This is a genomic window from Asinibacterium sp. OR53 (genome assembly GCF_000515315.1).
Classification (GTDB): domain Bacteria; phylum Bacteroidota; class Bacteroidia; order Chitinophagales; family Chitinophagaceae; genus Sediminibacterium.
This window is the reverse complement of sequence record NZ_KI911562.1, coordinates 76,937-97,069: the sequence shown is the minus strand read 5'-3', so window position 1 is coordinate 97,069 and position 20,133 is coordinate 76,937. Positions and strand designations below refer to the sequence as shown.

At 45.2% G+C, this 20,133-nt stretch carries 16 protein-coding genes and 1 tRNA gene; 12 read left to right on the top strand and 5 right to left on the bottom strand.

Translation table 11 applies throughout. The features are described 5' to 3' along the window. Positions 1–7: 7 nt before the first annotated feature. The gene (locus tag SEDOR53_RS0100435) at positions 8–1,918 is read right to left on the bottom strand and encodes an OmpA family protein (protein ID WP_026767935.1); all 1,911 of its coding nucleotides are present in this window, start codon (positions 1,916–1,918) and stop codon (positions 8–10) included. Positions 1,919–1,979: 61 nt separating this feature from the next. Here SEDOR53_RS0100435 and SEDOR53_RS0100430 point away from each other — a divergent pair, with 61 nt between their 5' ends. Beyond that, positions 1,980–2,636, top strand: a complete 657-nt coding sequence (locus SEDOR53_RS0100430) for a hypothetical protein (RefSeq protein ID WP_026767934.1) — start codon at positions 1,980–1,982, stop codon at positions 2,634–2,636. Between the two features lie 24 nt (positions 2,637–2,660). Here SEDOR53_RS0100430 and SEDOR53_RS0100425 read toward each other — a convergent pair whose 3' ends face one another. Both SEDOR53_RS0100425 and SEDOR53_RS0100420 read right to left on the bottom strand, forming a co-directional pair. Beyond that, complete coding sequence (locus tag SEDOR53_RS0100425; RefSeq protein WP_026767933.1) at positions 2,661–3,242, bottom strand: 7-carboxy-7-deazaguanine synthase QueE; 582 nt, start codon at positions 3,240–3,242, stop codon at positions 2,661–2,663. A gap of 42 nt (positions 3,243–3,284) precedes the next feature. After that, on the bottom strand, positions 3,285–4,208 hold the full coding sequence (locus SEDOR53_RS0100420) for a bifunctional 5,10-methylenetetrahydrofolate dehydrogenase/5,10-methenyltetrahydrofolate cyclohydrolase (protein ID WP_369751273.1): 924 nt from the start codon (positions 4,206–4,208) through the stop codon (positions 3,285–3,287). A 258-nt stretch (positions 4,209–4,466) separates the two neighbouring features. On the opposite strand from SEDOR53_RS0100420, the gene SEDOR53_RS0100415 reads away from it, so the two are divergent. The 4 genes from SEDOR53_RS0100415 to SEDOR53_RS0100395 all read left to right on the top strand — a co-directional run bounded on the left by SEDOR53_RS0100415 (position 4,467) and on the right by SEDOR53_RS0100395 (position 10,842). Then, positions 4,467–5,234: a hypothetical protein gene (locus tag SEDOR53_RS0100415; protein WP_026767931.1), complete on the top strand. Its 768-nt coding sequence runs from the start codon at positions 4,467–4,469 to the stop codon at positions 5,232–5,234. 446 nt (positions 5,235–5,680) lie between these two features. Further along, on the top strand, positions 5,681–8,911 hold the full coding sequence (locus tag SEDOR53_RS0100405; protein WP_037360239.1) for a SusC/RagA family TonB-linked outer membrane protein: 3,231 nt from the start codon (positions 5,681–5,683) through the stop codon (positions 8,909–8,911). 20 nt (positions 8,912–8,931) lie between these two features. Then, positions 8,932–10,392, top strand: coding sequence for a SusD/RagB family nutrient-binding outer membrane lipoprotein (locus SEDOR53_RS0100400; RefSeq protein ID WP_026767929.1), 1,461 nt, complete (start codon positions 8,932–8,934; stop codon positions 10,390–10,392). Positions 10,393–10,533: 141 nt separating this feature from the next. Next, positions 10,534–10,842, top strand: a complete 309-nt coding sequence (locus SEDOR53_RS0100395) for a DUF3467 domain-containing protein (protein ID WP_026767928.1) — start codon at positions 10,534–10,536, stop codon at positions 10,840–10,842. On the opposite strand, the gene radC is transcribed toward SEDOR53_RS0100395, so the two are convergent. Beyond that, positions 10,839–11,531: a DNA repair protein RadC gene (gene radC / locus SEDOR53_RS0100390; protein ID WP_026767927.1), complete on the bottom strand. Its 693-nt coding sequence runs from the start codon at positions 11,529–11,531 to the stop codon at positions 10,839–10,841. The two genes, SEDOR53_RS0100395 and radC, sit on opposite strands and share 4 nt — an antisense overlap. Before the next feature lie 74 nt (positions 11,532–11,605). Between radC and SEDOR53_RS16665 the strand changes: the two genes are divergently transcribed. The 7 genes from SEDOR53_RS16665 (at position 11,606) to gndA (ending at position 18,810) form a co-directional block, all read left to right on the top strand. After that, positions 11,606–12,562, top strand: a complete 957-nt coding sequence (locus SEDOR53_RS16665; RefSeq protein ID WP_037360235.1) for a ribose-phosphate pyrophosphokinase — start codon at positions 11,606–11,608, stop codon at positions 12,560–12,562. 38 nt (positions 12,563–12,600) lie between these two features. After that, entirely contained in the window at positions 12,601–13,191 is a 591-nt protein-coding gene (locus tag SEDOR53_RS0100380) for a 50S ribosomal protein L25 (protein WP_026767926.1), read from the top strand. 98 nt (positions 13,192–13,289) lie between these two features. Continuing rightward, the gene (gene pth, locus SEDOR53_RS0100375) at positions 13,290–13,865 is read left to right on the top strand and encodes an aminoacyl-tRNA hydrolase (RefSeq protein WP_026767925.1); all 576 of its coding nucleotides are present in this window, start codon (positions 13,290–13,292) and stop codon (positions 13,863–13,865) included. Positions 13,866–13,977: 112 nt separating this feature from the next. After that, positions 13,978–14,589: a fumarylacetoacetate hydrolase family protein gene (locus SEDOR53_RS0100370; protein ID WP_026767924.1), complete on the top strand. Its 612-nt coding sequence runs from the start codon at positions 13,978–13,980 to the stop codon at positions 14,587–14,589. Positions 14,590–14,622: 33 nt separating this feature from the next. After that, positions 14,623–16,689: a thiamine pyrophosphate-dependent enzyme gene (locus tag SEDOR53_RS0100365; RefSeq protein WP_026767923.1), complete on the top strand. Its 2,067-nt coding sequence runs from the start codon at positions 14,623–14,625 to the stop codon at positions 16,687–16,689. Positions 16,690–16,747: 58 nt separating this feature from the next. Further along, positions 16,748–16,821, top strand: a tRNA-Met gene (locus SEDOR53_RS0100360). 84 nt (positions 16,822–16,905) lie between these two features. Next, positions 16,906–18,810 carry an NADP-dependent phosphogluconate dehydrogenase gene (gene gndA / locus SEDOR53_RS0100355; protein WP_051416413.1) on the top strand — a complete coding sequence of 635 codons (1,905 nt, stop codon included), beginning with the start codon at positions 16,906–16,908 and terminating at the stop codon, positions 18,808–18,810. Here the strand turns inward: gndA and SEDOR53_RS0100350 are convergent. Then, positions 18,805–20,121, bottom strand: a complete 1,317-nt coding sequence (locus SEDOR53_RS0100350; RefSeq protein ID WP_026767921.1) for a gluconate:H+ symporter — start codon at positions 20,119–20,121, stop codon at positions 18,805–18,807. The two genes, gndA and SEDOR53_RS0100350, sit on opposite strands and share 6 nt — an antisense overlap. Positions 20,122–20,133 lie beyond the last annotated feature (12 nt).

Sequence of the window (20,133 nt, the reverse complement as noted above, 5' to 3'; positions counted from 1 at the left end):
TGGAACTTTACATGCCGGTAATAGTGAAGGAAGTACGCCTGTTGAGGGCTCTTCCCGCTTCGGTACTGTTGTCGGCAACAGGTTTGCCGGCGCCATATCCTTTATAACTGAGGCGTTTGGCATCGATGCCTTTGCTTGCCAGGTAATCTACGATGGCTTTGGCTCGATTGGTAGACAGCACAAGATTGTCTTCAGCTTTGCCCACATTGTCTGTATGTCCACTGATCTGCACCTGCAAGCTTGTGTTGTCTTTCAACACCTGCACCAGTTGATCGAGCTCGGCGAGTCCCGTTTCAGGCAAGCGGTATTCGTTGTTGGCGAACAGGATATTGTGGAAAGTGAAAGAGGCATTGAGTGCAACAGGCTGTAAGAAAATGTCTTTTCTATAAGTACTGTCGGCCTCTTTTTTACTCAGGCCGTAGACTTCACTGTAAAAGAGGTATCCTTTGCGGTTAACGGTAAAAGTATAGTCCTTGCCAATGGGTAAGGTGATGAAATAATCGCCCACTTCATCGGTCTGCACTTTCATGAACGACTGGTTGCTGCTGTTATCGATGAGCTCGATATTAGAGGGAAGTGGTTTTTTAGTTTGTGCATCTGTCACTTTTCCTTTTACATAGATGGTACGATAAGGACGGATATCGGGTCTCAATTCAAATTTGTAGAGATCCAATCCACCCCTGCTATCGCTTCTGTCACTGGCATAATAAGCGGTGAGGCCGTCTGCCGATACAGCCAGACTTCCTTCGTTCTCAATAGTGTTGATGGGGTAGCCCAGGTTCTCAGGTGTTCCCCATTCTCCATTGGAACCTTTGCGCAATACAAACAGATCCGAACCACCATAACCGGGTAATCCATCAGAATGAAAGTAAAGGGTTTGGTTATCGGCATGGATGAATGGTGCGAACTCATCGCCGGCTGTATTGATCGCCGGTCCCATGTTCACAGCGGGTGTCCATTTGCCATTGGCTTGCCGGTAGCTTACATACAGGTCGCGGCCTCCATAACCACCGGGACGGTTGCTGCTGAAATACAGTGCGCGCTTATCCGGACTCAATGATGGCGAACTTTCCCAGAATTCGGTGTTGATGCTTTCTCCCATATTTTGTGGCTCGCTCCATCCCTGCGGTGTGTAATACGAAATATAAATATCGAAGCCTCCATATCCCTTGCCAGAGATATCAGCGGCAAACAGCATCCATTCACCATCTTGCGATACGGTGATGGCTCCTTTGGCAGGCTCGATGTTGATGTCGCCTTTAATCAGCTGGGATGCAGCAAATCCCTGTTTGGTAATGCGGCTTTCAATAAAATCTTCGCGTTGCGCTCCTGTTCGCCTGGTAAATACCAACAGGCTGTCGGTAACTGTAACCGATGGATAATATTCGTTCAAGGGCGTGTTAACACTATCGCCCAGATTAATGGGTATAAAGTTGTAATTGTTGTTGGGATGTTTTTTGGCATAATCAATAGCGAACTCGTAGCAACGTTTACGGTAAGCGGCGCTTTTTTGTCCGCGTTCACTGATGCGTGGAATATTGGCAAAGACCGTTACGGCTTTCAAGGCTTCTTCAAAGCGGCCCAACCCGGCCAGGTTGATGGAATAAGGCAGGTTGAATACTTTGAAATAATTGCTGTCGATGCTTCTTGCTTTCTCATATAGTGTAACAGCCTTTTGGTATTTTTTTAATTCGCCGCATGCGCCCGCTAATGAGAGATAAGCTTCCATATAATTACTGTCGATCTTGATGCAGTCGGTAAGCATGGGTATGGCATCGCGTGCATCACCTGCCTGTAGCAGGTCGAGCGCTTTTTCGTATAAGGGAATTGCTTTTGGATTGATTTTTTGAGGCTGGTATGATTGCGCAAAACTGCCAATGCCAATAAAGAGGGTAATATAAAAGAGAATTGGTTTCATAGGGATTTGAAAGTAGAGATTTAAACCAAGAAGTCAAAATATTTTAACTTTATAAAAAAAGATGAAACAATTTTATACAATTGTTTATTGCCTGCTTGCAACAATATATTGCTGCCATGCGCAACTGCCGGTAAGTAAAGAACCCCGGCATCACAATGTATTTGAGAACGCCTGGATACGGGTACTGGATGTGCGCATTCCTCCCGGCGATACTTCACTTTATCACAGGCATGAAATACCTTCAGTATTCCTGGTGCTGACCAAAACCAAAACGGGTTCCCAGGCAATTGTGGAGCCGGCCAGGCCAAACCTTTCTTCGGGCAATATCTGGTATGAAAGTTTTGAAGAGAAACCACGAGTGCATCGTGTATGGAACAATGATACTTCCGAGTTTCATGCGATGGACATTGAATTGTTGCGTAAAACACATGGCGATGCAAGTTCGCTCCCGGAGATGGCTTCTTTCCATTTGTTGTTTGATGAAGCACCTGTAAGGGCTTACCGGATAATAGCGGACGCGCATACCAACCTGCACCTGACGAAGCGGGGAACACCTGTTCTGATCATCAGATTAACAGATGAAGGAAGCGAGGTGAATGTGAACGGCAAACAGTGTAAAAAGAGAGGCGACTTCAGTTTTATCGATGCAGGCCAATCCATTGATCTTAACTACAAGGGAGCCGGGCTTGTGCCTATGGTTTTTTTCGAATTGAAATAACAGCAACAGTGAAGACCTGCTGCATCAGGGAACATGTATGTATTTGTGTACCTGCAAACTCAATTCCCATTGAGGGTTTGACTTGATGTAATCGATGATGAGCGGCGTTACTTTGTCGGACTGATCCCATTCAGGTTGCAGGTAAAGCTTGCAAGTGGGATTTACTTGCGCAGCATAAGTCTCCGCCCATGTGAAATCGTGTTTGTTGTATATGATCACTTTGAGTTCATGGGCCAGGGGTACGATCTCGGGCAATGGTGCTTTGAATTTTTTCGGAGAGAGACAGATCCAGTTCCAGTTACCACTGAGCGGAGAAGAGCCGGATGTTTCGATATTGGTCTCGAAGCCGGCTGCCTGTAATGTATGCGTAAGTTCATCCAGCGGATGCATCAAAGGCTCTCCGCCTGTTATAACGGCGAGCCGGCCGGGATATTTTTTTGCTTCGGCAACGATGGCTTCTACCGATAACAATGGATGTTTGGATGCATCCCAGCTTTCTTTCACATCACACCAAAAACAGCCCACATCGCATCCGCCAAGTCTGATGAAATAAGCGGCACGGCCCTGGTGGAAGCCTTCACCTTGTAAAGTGTAGAAGGACTCCATAACGGGGAGGAGGGTGGTATGGGAGTTGTGAGTTATCAGTTGTTAGTTGTTGGATGAGAGATAAGCCTGCATAGTGTTTTTCAACAGGCCGGCGATGGTCATCAGGCCTACACCACCGGGTACAGGTGTAATGGCACTGGTTTTTTCGGCGGCTTGTTCATAAGCCACATCGCCTTTGATACGGAATCCTTTTTTAGCGGTAGGGTCGGCTACGCGGGTAATGCCTACATCGATCACTACAGCGCCGGGCTTGATCATATCGGCTGTTACAAAACCGGGTTTGCCCAATGCGGCTACCAGTATATCTGCACTGGCGCAAACGGCTTTAATATCGGGTGTGTGTGAATGACAGATAGTAACGGTGCAATTGCCTTGCGGAAGATTGCTGCTGAGCAGGATACTCATGGGGCGGCCAACAATATTGCTTCTGCCGATCACCACAGCGTGCTTGCCTTTTGTTTCAATACGAAAATGTTCCAGCAACAGCATGATGCCATAAGGAGTAGCCGGTATGAATGTGGGCAGTCCTTGTACTAGTTTACCTACGCTGATGGGATGAAAGCCATCCACATCTTTGGAAGGGTTTATGGCTTCGATGACTTTCTGTTCGCGGATCTGTTTGGGCAGGGGCAGTTGTACGAGAATACCGTCTACCGAAGGATCGGCATTGAGTTCGGCAATTTTTTGCAGCAGTACCGGCTCTTCAATGTTTTCATCGAAACGGACCAGGGTAGACCTGAAGCCGGTTTCTTCACAGTTTTTCACTTTGCTGGCCACATAGGTTTCACTGGCGCCATTGGTTCCCACCAGTATGGCGGCTAAATGCGGGGCGCGTTTACCTGCTTGTACCAAGGCTGAAGTTTGCTGGGTCAATGCTGCTTTTACTGCCGCAGAGGCGATTTTTCCGTCGAGTATCAACATGGGCGCAAAACTAATCTTAATTCGTTGTAACACTGTCAGGTGCATAAATGTTTTATGCAAGAGTGCGAAACAATAAACATATCGTCAGATAGAGAGGACTTCTTATGCAAATCGGGTGTTTTGATCACGTTACCGGTGTTTTCAGCATAAAAAAACCAGTGTTTTTCCCTGTAGATTTGGTGTTTTGTATGGTAAATAAGCAGTAAAAATAGTTTATATTTAAAGAATAAATTATTTATTATACTTAAACCTTGTCTATCACCCAAGAGATTCTTTCAGTTGGGTTTTTATTACCCAAAAAGAATGGTTCTTTCATTTTTTGCATTCATTCTTATTTTTTCTGCTTGTAAAAAAAGCCCTACGTCGCATGAAAGCACCCCTCCTCGTGCTTTAACCGATCCGCCGTTAACTCAAAAAGTGGATAGTGCGGTAGGAGGTACTTCAACTTCTACAACAACAACTAATGGTGTATATGAATTGACTGATATGGGTGGCGGCGTATATCAATGTGTTTATAGCTATACGTATGCCATACAAATTCAAGTTACTAATATTACTTATAAAACGAAGGATGACTATGGCATGCCATTGGCTCCAAGGAATGGAGACCCTTTCTATGGAACAATCAGCACCAGTAACCCCCCAACTGAATTTGTGCAGTTGCAACCTTCGAATCCTCTTCAAAATCACTTCTCAATACAGCAAGGATATGTGAATTGGAGTGACGGTGGTCCCGATTTTGATAAATACAATGCAGCGTTTAATGACGCATATAATAATTTTACTTTAGCCTACTCAGCTTGGCAGCTCCAATATAATTCGAGTGCGAGTAATAATCCACCGCCCCCTCAATTCAATCCACCCTGGGTAATTGATTATTTGAAGACAGCACCAACATCTGGTGGAGCTGGCTTTCGTACAATAACAGGAAAACTCATTAGAATTTCGACGGGATCCACATTTGCTATAGCCCGAGAAGACTACCCTATACCGGCACCTCCGCCTCCACCCCAATATTGTACCACATGCCCTTATTGTCTAGCTCATCCTGATGATATCCATTGTCCGTAGTTATGGAATGAAGTTTTTAATCATAGATAACGACGGAATCAAAACACATCACCATACAAACAAAATGGTATAGGCTTTTTTGTTAGTGATAGCCAACAGATAGCACAGTTTTTCACTTTGCTGGCCGCACAGAAATTTGTGACCATATTTATACCCATTTACGATTGTTGAATTGCGCATATTCGCAGTAAAATTTGTTTTTATATCTGCAGAATCATTTTCTTAAGTCGCTCATTAATATTTAGTTAGAGCCTAAAAGATTAAAATTTGATTAAAAACAAAACTATTTGATGAAATACGCAGCCTTTTTGAAATAAAATCAGTCTTTTTGAAGTACGAAAATTAAGGTTTTGTTAACTCGGCCTATACGAACGTTTGTTTACTAAGTCGTTTTAGCGTATTTTTCGTTACACGTTACAGTAACTAATTAATAAAAACTAAAGCACATGAAGAAAATGTCATCATTGTTTGTGCTGCTGCTATGTATTTGCATCATGGCTAGCGCTCAGACAAGACCGGTTACAGGAACCGTGACCGACAAGAAAGGACAAGCTATTCCGTTTGCATCGATCATTGTGAAGGGCACCAGAACAGGTGTTACTGCTGATGCGGAAGGAAGGTTTATCATCAAAGCCAAAGCAGGGGACGTTTTAGAGATAGAGTCCCAAGGGCTGATCAAAAAAGAAATATCCGTTACCAGCGACAATTCTGTAACAATAGTGATGGATAGAAATGAGAAAGAAACGCTGGCAGAAGTTGTAGTAACGACTGCTTTTGAAATCAAGAAAAGTGCAAGAACTACTCCTTACAGTGCGCAAACCATCAGTTCCGATAATTTGAACCTGATTCGTCAGCCTAACCTGAACAATGCTTTGGCTGGTAAAGTAGCCGGTGTGCAGTTCAGAGGTCAATCGCCCATTGCGCTCGACAGGGATGCATTGCTGCGTATTCGTGGTGGTTCTACACTGAGTGGCGATGCGGGTCCGATCTATGTAATGGACGGAACGATTGTGAACTCTATAGATATTAACCCTGACGATGTTGAATCGCTGACTGTGCTGAAAGGGGCCAATGCGACTGCGCTGTTTGGTGGTCGTGCTGCTAATGGTGCCATAGTAATTACTACCCGAAAAAAAGGAAGCGGCAATGGTATTGGTGTTGAAGTGAACACTGGTGTTACTTTTGACAGGGTGTATGTACTTCCCAGGTACCAGAATAAATATGCTGGCGGTGCAAGTCCAACCCTGATGACTTATACCTGGAAAGCCGGCGATCCGGTAGAATGGAAGGCATTGGACGGTAAGAAATTCCCCGATTATACAGATGACTCCAGCTGGGGGCCTGCTATGGATGGCTCTGAATACGTACCCTGGTATGCGTGGATTGGCGGTCACAGCCGTTCATTCAAAACTGCTTCACTGGTACCTCAGCCGAATAACGTCCGGGATTTCTGGGAAACTGGTGTTACTACCAATAATAACATCAACTTTACCAAGAGCGGGCAAGGATACAATGTACGTTTGTCTTATACCAAGCAATACGTGAAAGGTATATTGCCTTACTCTAAATCCGACAGAAACAACATTAACCTGTCTGCGTCATTTGATTTAGACCAGCACCTGACTGCTTCTACTAATATCACTTATTCACAGCAGCAGATCGATGGTATCTTCAACGACGGGTACGCTAACGCTTCTTCTGGTAACTTTAACCAGTGGTTTCACCGCGATCTGGATTTCAAGATCATGAAGGAGTTAAAGGACCTTACTACTCCCATCGGCACTTATGCAAGCTGGAACTTCTCTTCCAACCCCGATGGTTATGATCCTTCTAACCCGTTGAATTTTTATGGTGGAAACTATTGGTACAACCACTATACCCGTCTCCAAAACAATACTACCACTCAAAACAGACAACGTTTGTTTGGAGATGTTTCATTGAAATACAAGTTCAACAATCACTTCTATGTGAAAGGAACTGTTCGTAAAAACCAGTTGACAAAACTTGTGGAAACCATCTTTAGTTCTAAACTGGCTGCCAGTGCCACGCAAACAGGAGACCTTGCCTCGTTTGGCAACACTTATTCGAACTACCAGGAAGACAACTTCGAATTGCTGACAGGGTATACTCAAAGGTTTGGCGATCTGGACGTAAGCGCTACCATTGGTGGCAATAAGTTATCCATCCGCGATTATGAGCTTTCGGCTTCCACTTCGAAAGGATTGAACGTACCGGATCTTTACTCCATCTCTAACTCTGTGGCGCAACCCAACATTGGCAGTACCCGTAAAAATTGGGAAACCAAATCACTGTTTGCTACCGGTGACTTTGAATATCGCAAATTTGCCAGTATTACCTGGGCTATCAGGAGCGACTGGTACTCAACTTTGCCACAAGTACCCCAGGGTAACAATAGGCTCATATCTCCTTCACTGGGTGCTGGATTGGTATTCAGCGAGTTTACCAAAAATTCTTTACCATGGCTGAGCTTTGGTAAAGTGTTTGGCAGCTGGGGTAAGAAACCCAGGGATTTGGATGTGTACAAGAATAACTTCCTGTATGCTGTAAACCCCAATCCTTGGAATGGCAACTTCTTGATGACAACTCCTGACCAATTATTGGATCCCGCATTGAAAGGTTCTTTGATCACTACCTATGAAGCTGGTATAGATCTCCGGTTTTTCAAGAATAAACTGGGTTTGAATTTGGTTTACTATAATGAAGACAACAACGGAGAACCAGTAAGTGTAGCTCAAAGCGGTGTGAGTGGATTTACTTCTAAACTGATCAATGCAGCGCGTATTAAGAAACAAGGGATAGAGGTTATCCTGAGTGCAACGCCGATCAACAAGCAGAATTTCAGTTGGCAGGTCAACCTGAACTACAGCTACCTGATAAATAACCCTGTGGTTGCTTTGCAACCCGGTGCGGCTGCGGGAACCAGGCAATTACTTGCTGGCGGTGCATTCGGTACCCGTTTTGCACGTGCCTTCCAGGAGTTGGGTTCAGATTGGGGTCAGTTGATTGGTGGCGGTATCAAACGTAATGATGCCGGTGACCTGGTAATCAACCCGAATAACGGTAACTATGTGGCAGATGTGAGTAAACATTGGGGTTCGGTTGTACCTAAAACCAACGGTGGTATCGTGAACACATTCACCTACAAGCGGTTTACTTTAGGATTCAACCTTGATTTCCAGTCAGGCGGCAAGTTCTTCTCTTTATCTGAAATGTGGGGTGGTTTCTCCGGCATTACGGAGGCTACTGCCGCTACCAATGATAAAGGAAAGAATGTACGTGATGCTGTATCTGCCGGCGGTGGTGTACATGTTAAAGGCGTAAGTTCCGTTGACCTGAAAACGGTGGTAGATACATACGTACCTGCCGATGCTTATTTCCAGCAGTTCTATTTCAACAGGATTGCGGAACCTTATGTACATGACTTGACCTTTATCAAACTGAGGGAAGTAAATCTGGGCGTAAACCTGCCTGTAGAAAAGTGGGGATTAGCTAAATACGTGAAATCTGCGAATTTCTCAGTTATAGCTCGTAACCCCTGGCTCATTTACACGAAGACCAAGAGCTTTGACCCCTCCGAAATTTCTGCTATACAGGGTGAAGATGGACAGTATCCGGGTACTCGTTCACTGGGCGTTAACCTGAGACTCAATTTCTAACCCTTATAAACTCAATGATCATGACTAAGAAAATAAATAAAATTATATTGATGTTGGGACTGGGTTCAACACTCATTGGCTCAACCGGTTGTTTCAAGCAGTTGGGAGATTATGGAAAAATGAATAGTAACCCCAATGCGACTACCTCGCCTGTTACTTCCGCCCTGCTAACCAATGTATTGGTTACCTTGAACGGTGGTGTTTGGGACGAGGGTGGTTTTAGAACAGTGAATGGATTGTATGCACAGTACTTTTCAGAAACACAGTACACCGATGCGTCGCGTTATGCAAGACCTACGACTAATTTTGATGGTTTTTATTCCGGTCCTATTTACGACCTGCAAAATATCATCAATTATAATTCAGACCCTGCAACAGCAGCAATAGCGGCAGCAAACGGTTCCAACAAGAATCAGATTGCTATTGCGCGCATCCTGAAAGCTTACTATTTCTGGACTATTACAGATACCTGGGGTGATATTCCTTACAGCCAGGCATTGAAAGGAGTAGGCGCAATCCCTTATGATGGGCAAGATGCGATCTATAAGGACCTGTTGAAGGAGTTGAAGGAAGCAGTAGCCCAGTTTGAAAATTCTGCTATACCTTTTAAAGGTGATATCCTTTATGGTGGCAACACTGCCGGCTGGAAAAAATTTGCCAACTCACTTCGTTTATTCATTGCGTTGCGTATGTCAAAAGCCGATCCGACAACAGGTAAAACGGAGTTTGCAGCTGCCCTGGCAGATCCTGCTGGTGTAATAGATGCAGCATCTGATAACGCCAAGCTGACTGCCCCCGGTGGTACTTACACGAACCCATTTTATGACTATTATGTAGTGGTACAGCGGAAAGACTATGCCGTGAGCAAAACCATAATGGATATTCTTTCATCTAACAACGATGAGCGCATTAATGCTTTTGCTTCATCCACTGTTGGGTTCCCTTATGGACTGACAAGAGCTGATGCGGTTAGTTTTGCTAATGCCAATGTGAACTATGCAAGGATTCTTGAGCCTACACGCAGGAAAGAAACTACTCCCATCGTACTGGTTGCATCTGAACAGGTGAAACTGGCGAGGGCAGAAGCTGCTGCTCTGGGATGGACAGCAGAGAACATGATTACATTATACAATGGCGGTATTCAGGATAGCTGGACAAGATGGGGTGTGTATGATGCTACTAAATTTGCTGCATACATAGCGCAACCCAATATTTTACTGGGTGTAAACAACATACAGAAAATTGCTCTGCAAAAATGGCTGGCCTATTATCCTGATGGAACACAAGGCTTTGCAGAATGGCGCAGGAATGGTGTGCCGGCTTTAGTACCTGCACCCGGACTGACAAGCATTCCCAGAAGGACACCTTATGGTCCGAATGAACCACAACTAAACCCTGTGAATTATGCAGCAGCAGCTGCTAAGTATACTGATGCATCGGGCCCCGATTCTCAGTACGGTAAGGTTTGGTGGGATAAATAAACATGTTCTATGGGGATAACTACATCCCATCCATCAATAAAAGAGGCTACTCGAAAGAGTAGCCTCTTTTATTGATGCTACAACATCGGCGAATTGAGGTATTGGATATTTGAAATACTTTTGTGGCTTCAATCATCAAGCATGGACCAACAACCACCCAACCAATTGAATATCGAGATCAGTGAAGAAACGGCAGAAGGTTCTTATGCCAACCTGGCCATCATCACCCACAGCAATGCCGAATTCGTGATCGATTTTGTGAACGTAATGCCGGGTACTCCCAAAAGCCGGGTGAAATCCAGGATCATTTTTACGCCCATGCATGCCAAACGCTTTATGAAAGCGCTGGAGGAAAATATCGAAAGGTTCGAAGCGGCCAACGGCCCCATTAAAGACCTGGAACATATTGAGATTCCCATGAACTTCGGTGGCCCCAACGCCCAGGCTTAACGCAGCAACCCCTCATCGGCAAAACTGAAATACCCCTCATTGCTTACAATGATGTGATCCAGCAACCGTATGTCGAGACAAGCGGCCGCAGCTTTTATTTTCTGCGTCAGCGTTTCGTCGGCCGTACTGGGACGAAGGTTGCCACTGGGATGATTGTGGCAAAGAATGATACTGGTAGCGTCGTATTCCAGGGCTTTTTTTAAAACAACCCGTGGATCGGCAACGGTGCCGGTGACGCCGCCCTCACTAACAATCTCAAAACGCAATATTTTATTGCTGTTGTTGAGGCACACTACAGCAAAGGCTTCTTTTTTACGGTGTTCCAGCCTGGCCCGCAGGTAATGGGCTATATCTGCGCTCTGTTTCACCCGGGGCCTGAAGCTGGCGGCCATATTGCGCCGGATACCCAATTCCAAAGCCGCAGCCAGTGCAATGGCTTTGGCTTCCCCCAAGCCCTTAATCTGCAGTTTTTGGAGATCCTTTACAGACAGGCTGGCCAGTAAAGAGAGATCATGGTGCACATGGGACAATAATTCCCGGCAAAGCTCCATCACATTTTTTCCAGGAGTACCATTGTTGATCAGGATGGCCAGTAATTCCGTGTCTGTAAGGGCTTCGGCACCCTTCAGGAGCAGCTTCTGGCGCGGTTGTTCGGCAGGCGCCCAGTCCTTGATTTTTAATTTCACCATAATAAAAATTACTAAAAAATCAAATCATAATTTCTTAACCTAATCTATATCTTCGCCGCATATTCCCGCTATATATGAACCCTTCCGTTAAGATTTTTTCCGGCACCGGGTCGCAGCAACTGGCAGAAAAAATTGCCCAGCGCTTTGGTGCCCCCATTGGCAAAATCAATATCCAGAAATTCAGCGACGGTGAGTTTCAACCCATTTTCCTCGAAAGCATCCGAGGCGATTATGTGTTCCTTGTGCAGAGTACTTTTGCGCCCACCGATAACCTCATGGAACTGCTGCTGATGATCGATGCGGCTAAAAGAGCCAGCGCTTACAAGATCATAGCAGTTATTCCTTATTACGGTTTCGCGCGGCAGGACCGGAAAGATAAGCCACGTGTGGCAATCGGATCGAAATTAATTGCCACACTTCTAGAGGCGGCCGGGGCCAATAGGATCATTACAATGGACCTGCACGCTCCACAGATACAGGCTTTCTTTGATGTGCCGGTTGACCACCTCGACAGTTCTGCTATCTTCATCCCGTATATTGAACAACTGAAACTTGCCAACCTCACATTCGCAGCGCCGGACGTAGGCAGTACCAACCGGGTACGTGAAGTGGCCAGCTATTTCAATTCGGAAATGGTCATTTGCGATAAACACCGCAAAAGAGCCAACGAGATCGCCAGCATGGTGGTTATCGGTGATGTGGCGGACAGAGACATTGTACTCATTGACGATATCTGCGACACAGGTGGTACACTGGCCAAAGCCGCCGGATTGCTGAAAGAAAAAGGAGCCCGCAGCGTAAGGGCGCTGATTACCCACCCGGTACTCAGCGGAAAAGCCTATGAGAACATCGAAAACAGTGTACTCGAAGAACTGGTGGTATGCGACACCATTCCGCTGAAACAGGAATCCAGGAAGATCAAGGTGGTTTCGGTAGCGGATTTATTTGCGATCGCTATACGTAATGCCTATGAAAATAAGAGTATTACGAGCCTTTTTATACATTCCCAGCTCAAAGGAAGGGATAAATAGAAAATTTTCTTACCTTCGCCGTCCAAAATTTTATTTTAATGAAAACGATTACAATCGAAGGACAACTGAGGACCGATTATGGCAAAAAAGCCGCCCGTCAGATTCGCTCTCAGGAAAACGTGCCAGGTGTAATTTACGGGGGTGCGCAGGAGATCAATTTTTATGCTTCTGCTAAGGCTTTCAAGCCTTTGGTATACACCGGTGAATTCCAATTGGCCGAAGTAAAAGTAGACGGCAAAGCGTACAAATGTATCCTGAAAGACCTGCAGTTCGACAAAGTAGATGATTCCCTGACACATGTTGACCTGCTGGAACTGGTAGATAACAAGAAAGTGGTTGCCACACTGCCGCTGAAATTTGTAGGTACTTCTGCAGGCGTGAAAGCCGGTGGTAAACTGGTAACCAAAATGAAGTCTTTGAAAGTAAAAGCTTTACCCAAAGACCTGAAAGAAACCATCAATGTAGACATTACCAGCCTCGAATTGAATGGTAACATCCGCGTTGAAGATGTAAAAGCAGAGAATATGGAAATATTGAACTCACCCCGTATTCCCATCGCTTCTGTAGTAATGACCCGTCAACTGAAACAGGAAGAAGCTACAGCAGTAAAAGAAGAAAAGAAGAAATAGTCTAAATTTTTTAAGTAGCGGTTATACTTGAAAAAGCCCGGCAACACTGATTTGCCGGGCTTTTGTATTGAGCGATATATTGTATTTTTACCCGTAGTATGAATCAATTTCTGATTGTTGGACTGGGAAATATTGGTGCGGAGTATCATCATACCCGGCATAATATAGGATTCGATGTGGTCTCGGCCTTCGTGCTGAAGCATGGCGGCCTTTTTCAGACCGGCCGGTTGGCAGAAGTAGCTGAAGTCAAATGGAAGGGACGACAGTTCACCTGCATCAAACCCACCACTTACATGAACCTGAGTGGCAAGGCATTTAAATATTGGCTCGATAAAGAAAAGATAACACTGGACGCTACCCTGACCATTGTAGACGACCTGGCCCTGCCATTGAGCAGGCTGCGCCTGAGGGGCAGCGGCTCAGATGCCGGGCATAACGGGCTCAGGGATATACAGCTCACACTCGGTACCGACCAATACCCTAAATTACGGTTTGGAATAGGGAATGACTTTCCCAGGGGCAGGCAGGTGGAGTTCGTTTTGGGCAGGTGGGATTCAGTGGAAATACCCATCGTAGAACAGAAAATTGCCAAGTGTGTAGAAGCCATCGAACAGTTCGCAACAGTGGGTTTGGAAAAGACGATGAATCTGTTAAATAATTTGGCATTCAAGTAAAAAAGCACGTATTTCACAATTATATTGGAAGGAAGTATAATACAATCGATGGAAACTCGATCGAGGATGCTTTACCCTGTATCACTTGATAGTATTCTAAACGAAACGACTTATGAAGATTTTTTGCGTAGGCAGAAATTATGCCGAGCATGCAAAAGAACTGAACAATTCCATTCCGGATGAACCGGTTCTTTTTATGAAACCCAAAACAGCACTCCTACAACCTAATATCCCTTTTTATTACCCTGAGTTTTCAAATGAGCTTCACTACGAAGCAGAGCTGGTATTGCGCATCTCGAAGAATGGCAGGTATGTATCTGAGAAACATGCGGCGCGTTATTATGATGCCGTAACCGTAGGTATTGATTTTACTGCCCGCGATATACAAAATGAACTGAAGAAAAAAGGCCTGCCCTGGGAAAAAGCCAAGTCCTGGGACTATTCTGCCGTGATCGGAACCTGGGTACCGCTGCAACCCGAAATGCTCAAAAACCCCTTGCTCTTCTCGCTTAAAAAGAACAAAGAAATTGTACAGTCCGGCTCCTCGGTCGATATGTTGTTTTCATTCGAACAGATCGTAGCCAATATCTCTCATTATTTCTCACTCAACATAGGCGATCTGGTTTTTACAGGCACCCCCGCAGGAGTAGGCGAATGCGTGGTAGGAGACCTGCTGGAAGGATACCTGGGCGAACAGCAAATGTTCACGCTCGAGGTAAAATAACTTAATATTGCCTGCCAAGATACACACTTCAACATGCTGAAACCCGCGATACTATTGCAGGCCTATGAACTCATGGCTACCGCAAGGGCTATGAGTGATCTATACGATACCAACCGCACTGTTTGCAAATACGTTCACTCCACTTCACGCGGGCATGAAGCCATTCAACTGGCAACAGGCATGCAATTGCAGGCTTGTGACTGGATGAGCCCGTATTACCGCGATGACAGCCTCTTACTGGCAACAGGCTTCACGTCTTATGAATTGATGCTGCAGCTATTGGCTAAAAAGGACGACCCATTCTCTGGCGGCCGGTCCTATTATTGCCATCCCAGCAGCAAAGCTCCGGATAAACCATCGATCATACACCAGAGCAGCGCTACGGGCATGCAAACCATCCCTACAACCGGACTGGCGCAAGGCATACAGTTCCTGGAAAAAACCTTTCCTGAAAAATTGGGCAGAACTACCGAAGGATATTTACCTATTGCACTTTGTTCTTTTGGAGATGGCAGCGCAACAGAAGGAGAGGTGAGCGAAGCCCTTCAATTCGCCGCTTTGAAACAACTGCCCATTGTATACCTGGTGCAGGACAATCAATGGAGCATCAGCGCTTCGGTGGATGAAGTGAGGGCTATGAATGTATTTGATTATGTGGCCGGCTTCAAAGGACTGAAGCGCCTGCAATGCGATGGCAGCGATTTTGAACAGGCTTATGCAACCATGCAGGAAGCGGTTGTCTATGCCCGTACAGAACGGAAGCCGGTATTGGTTCATGCAACGGTGCCTTTACTGGGACATCATACCAGCGGCGTAAGAAAAGAATTTTATCGCAGCAAGGAAGACCTTGCTGCACATACATTGAATGATCCCTTTGCCAAACTCAGACATATATTATTGGCCATCGGTTTTACGGAGTGGGAACTGGAGCTGATAGAAACAGAAGCCATTTGCAAAGTGGCACAGGATTTTGAAAAAGCGATGCAGGCAGAAGAGCCTTTACCCGGCACTGTTACGGATCATGTATTCGCACCAACGATGGTAACAAAAGAAACTGGTGAGAGAACACCCGCAGGCGGAGAAAAAGTGATGATGGTTGATGCGGCACTGCATGCGGTGGAAGAGATCATGGAAAAATACCCCGAAGCGATTTTGTATGGTCAGGATGTAGGCGCCCGCCTTGGAGGCGTTTTCAGAGAGGCGGCTACACTGGGAGAAAAATTCGGCGCGCACAGGGTATTCAATACAGCTATACAGGAAGCGTATATCGCAGGCTCTACTGCCGGACTATCGGCCCTTGGCCTGAAACCTATAGTGGAAGTACAGTTCGCCGATTATATCTATCCTGCTTTGAACCAACTGGTGACTGAATTGTCGAAATCCTGTTACCTCACCAATGGCAAGTTCCCCGTACAAATGGTTTTGCGCGTACCCATTGGAGCTTATGGAGGTGGCGGACCATATCATAGTGGCAGCATTGAGAGTACCCTGCTTAGCATCAAGGGTATCAAAGTAGCTTATCCGTCGAACGCCGCCGATATGAAAGGATTGATGAAAGCTGCCTTTCTTGATCCCAACCCCGTTATTATGCTCGAGCACAAAGGCTTGTACTGGAGTAAAGTGCCCGGAACAGAAGAAGCCCGTACCATTGAGCCGGATAAGGATTATATTTTACCATTGGGCCAGGCCAGCCTGGTGTTACAAGCCAACACAGATAAGATACAACAAGGAGAAACGGTTTGTATCATCACTTATGGCATGGGTGTTTACTGGGCAAAGGCAGCCGCAGAAAAATACCCCGGACAGGTAGAAGTGATGGACCTGCGTACACTGTATCCACTGGATGAAAAAGCAGTGTATGAACTGGTACAAAAGCATGGTAAAGTATTGGTATTAACCGAAGAACAACAGTCTCATTCATTTGCCGAATCACTGGCCCTGCGTATCTATAACCATTGCTACCATTTCCTGGATGCCAGGATTGAAGTACTGGGGGCGCTGGATTTGCCGGCAGTACCCATCAACCTTGCAATGGAAGCCGAAATGTTGCCCAGCCCGGCCAAAGTGGCGGAAAGAATTGCCAAACTTTTGCAGTCTTAGGCTTTTTTTAGCCCCCAAACACCCCTATATTTGCACCCCGTTAAAGAACGCGGAACAAGGCGGGGTAGCTCAGGTGGTTAGAGCGTTGGATTCATAACCCAAAGGTCTCGGGTTCAACTCCCGATCCCGCTACATAACTAAAAAAGACGCACGTTGAATCGTGGGTCTTTTTTAGTTTATATTCGGACGTCAGTTTCCATGATATATTTACAATCTATGAGTTATTCAAGAAATGTTGCATTCATTATCATGGGTGTTTCAGGCGTAGGCAAAACAACCATTGGTAAGCTGTTATCTCAAAAAACGCATATCCCTTTTTTTGATGCAGATGATTTTCACAGCGAGGAAAATATTGCAAAAATGAGATCAGGGGAAGCGCTTACCGATGAGGATCGCAGCGACTGGTTGCATAAGTTGAATGCTATGCTGCTGAAACAATTGCAACAAGACTCCTGCATATTGGCCTGTTCTTCATTAAAACAGACATACAGGGATACTTTATCTGCTAATTGTACAAGCCAAATAAAATTCATTCATTTATTTGGTTCATTTGAAAAGATTTCTGCACAAATGAAGTCAAGGAAAGATCATTTTATTTCTCCTTCTTTACTTCAGTCGCAGTTTGATGCGTTAGAGAACCCGGTTAACGCTATTCATATTTCAATTGATCAAAATCCATCGGTTATGGTAGAAGAAATTCATCAGCAATTGTTCAGCAAATCTGAAATAGGGATCATTGGTTTGGGGGTGATGGGTAAAAGTTTGTGCCGGAATTTTGCCGGACATGGATTCAATATTTCCATGTACAACCGCCACCTGCAAGGTGTTGAAGAAAATGTGGCGGTTCGTTTTCAACAGCAATACCCCGAATTAAATAAGGCTTTGCCTTTCGATAGTATCGAACCATTCATCAACTCGCTGCAGACACCAAGGAAAATCATCATCATGGTGAATGCAGGCGCTGCAACAGATGATGTGATCCAAAAAATTACACCCTATCTTTCCGCGGGCGATGTGGTGGTGGATGGGGGGAATACTTATTTTGAAGACACGGAAAGGCGACAGACCTCTTTCAGCCGGCAAGATGTTTTCTTCATCGGCTGTGGTATATCGGGCGGAGAAGAAGGCGCTTTAAAGGGACCATCCCTGATGCCCGGCGGTAATAAAGCAGGATATGAAATGGTACAACCTTATTTGGAAGCCATTGCTGCAAAGGATCACCAACAGAACCCCTGTTGCGCTTATATTGGTGAAGGAGGCAGCGGTCATTTTGTAAAAATGATCCATAATGGGATCGAGTACGTGGAAATGCAATTGCTGGCTGAAGTGTACCAGGTATTGAGACAGGACGGAAAGAACCCCGATGCCATTGCTGCTGTTTTTGAAGCATGGAAAAAAGAGGGGGTGGACAGTTATTTATTGGACATCACCATTGATATTTTAAAAGAAAAGGAAGGGGATAAATGGCTGCTCGATCAGATCGTCGACGAAGCCCAAAGTAAGGGAACCGGTAATTGGGCTGCTATTGAAATAACCAAACAACATGTTCCTGCTACATTAATTGCCACATCACTTTATGCGAGGTATGAATCGGCATACAAAGACCTCAGGGTAGCATTGAATGCATTGTACCCGGTTCCTCACAATATTAAAAGTCCCATTGCTGTTGATCTGTTGAGGGAAGCATACGAACTGGCAAGGATCATTAATCATTTCCAGGGTTTCTGGGTCATTACCGAAGCCTTCAAAAACCACGGCTGGCAAACCAATATGAGTGAGATCGCCCGGATATGGACAAATGGGTGCATTATCCGCTCGGGTTTGATGCAGGAATTGATAACAGTCTTCAACACTACAGATAATATGCTGTTATCAGACCTGTTGCATCAAAGGATCGGGCGGTTAAAACCTTCCTTAAGTAAAGCGGTGAGCTATGCAATAGAAAATGAAATAGCTGTTCCCTGTCTCAGCGAAGCCATCAATGCATTCAATGCAATTACAACGGCCCAATCACCGGCCAATTTATTACAGGCACAGCGGGATTATTTCGGGGCACATACATTTCAGCGTTACGATGCTCCCGGCGGCAATTTTTTTCATTACCAATGGAAAAAATCATAAGAAGGTATTCAATAACATCACGCCCGCTAAACCAACTACCGATACAATGGTTTCCATTAAAGACCAGGAGCGGAAGGTATCTTTCAGAGAGAGATTGAAGTATTCTTTGAACATCCAGAATCCAGGGTCGTTGACATGAGAAAACATCAGGCTCCCCGAGCCGATGGATAATACCATGAGACTGGGGTTGATAGACGAGTGGCTCATCAATGGTAAAATAATCCCCGCAGCAGTTAAACCGGCAGCAGTAGCCGAACCGATGCATACCCGTAATGTTGCAGCAATGATCCAGCCCAATAAAAGTGGATTCACCTGTGATTGCTTAAAGAACTCAGCGATCTGGTTGCCGGCTCCACTATCGGTGATTACTTGTTTTAAAGCACCCGAACAAGCGATGATTAAAATAAGTACCGCTATTTCTTTAATGGCTTCTTCAAATAAACTCATTACCTGCTTCATGGTTTTACCCAAAAAAACACCTAAAGAGAGACTGCAAAACAAAACCGACAATATCATTAAAACAGAAGGCTCACTGATAAATGAAGCGGCCTGTCCGGCTAATGACTGATCTGGCACCAGGTATTTGATAAAAGAAGTGAGTATCAATAAAAAAACAGGCAACAAGGCAGAAAAAAAACTGTTGAATACCGAAGGAAGCTGATCTGGTTTTTTTAAATGGGCTATCAGTGGCGGTTCACCAACCGGTCGAATATTTTTGATGATAGAAGAAAAAACAGGTCCGGCCAGAACCAACGTGGGGAAAGCAACGATCAGTCCCCATAGCAAGGTCTTGCCCAGGTCTGCATGAAATATAGAAACCAGGGCAGAGGGCGAGGGGTGTGGTGGTAAAAAACCATGTGCTACAGATAAGGAAGCAAGCATGGGTAAGCCAACAAAAACAATGGGTAATTTATATTGATGTGCCAATGTAAATATGATGGGCACCACTAAAACAAATCCTACATTGTAAAAGATGGGAATGCCGATGATGAAACCGGTAAACAGCATGCCCCACTGGATGTAGCGTTCTCCAAAAATACGCATCATCCTGCTTGCGATGACTTCTGCGGCACCGCTGACAGCCACCAGTTTGCCAATCATGGCACCCGAACACAATACGATCAATGTAGAGCCGGCCATGTCGCCGATCCCTTTCTGAACAGAGGAGGCGAGTTGTTGGAAAGGTATTCCCAACAAGCGGCCGGCTATAAAAGCAACGATCAAAAAAGAAATGAAAGGATTGATCTTACAAAAACTAATCAGCAATACCAATAGTAAAATTGTAGCAAGGAGGGTGGCAAGCAAAGACATAATGAATGTTAT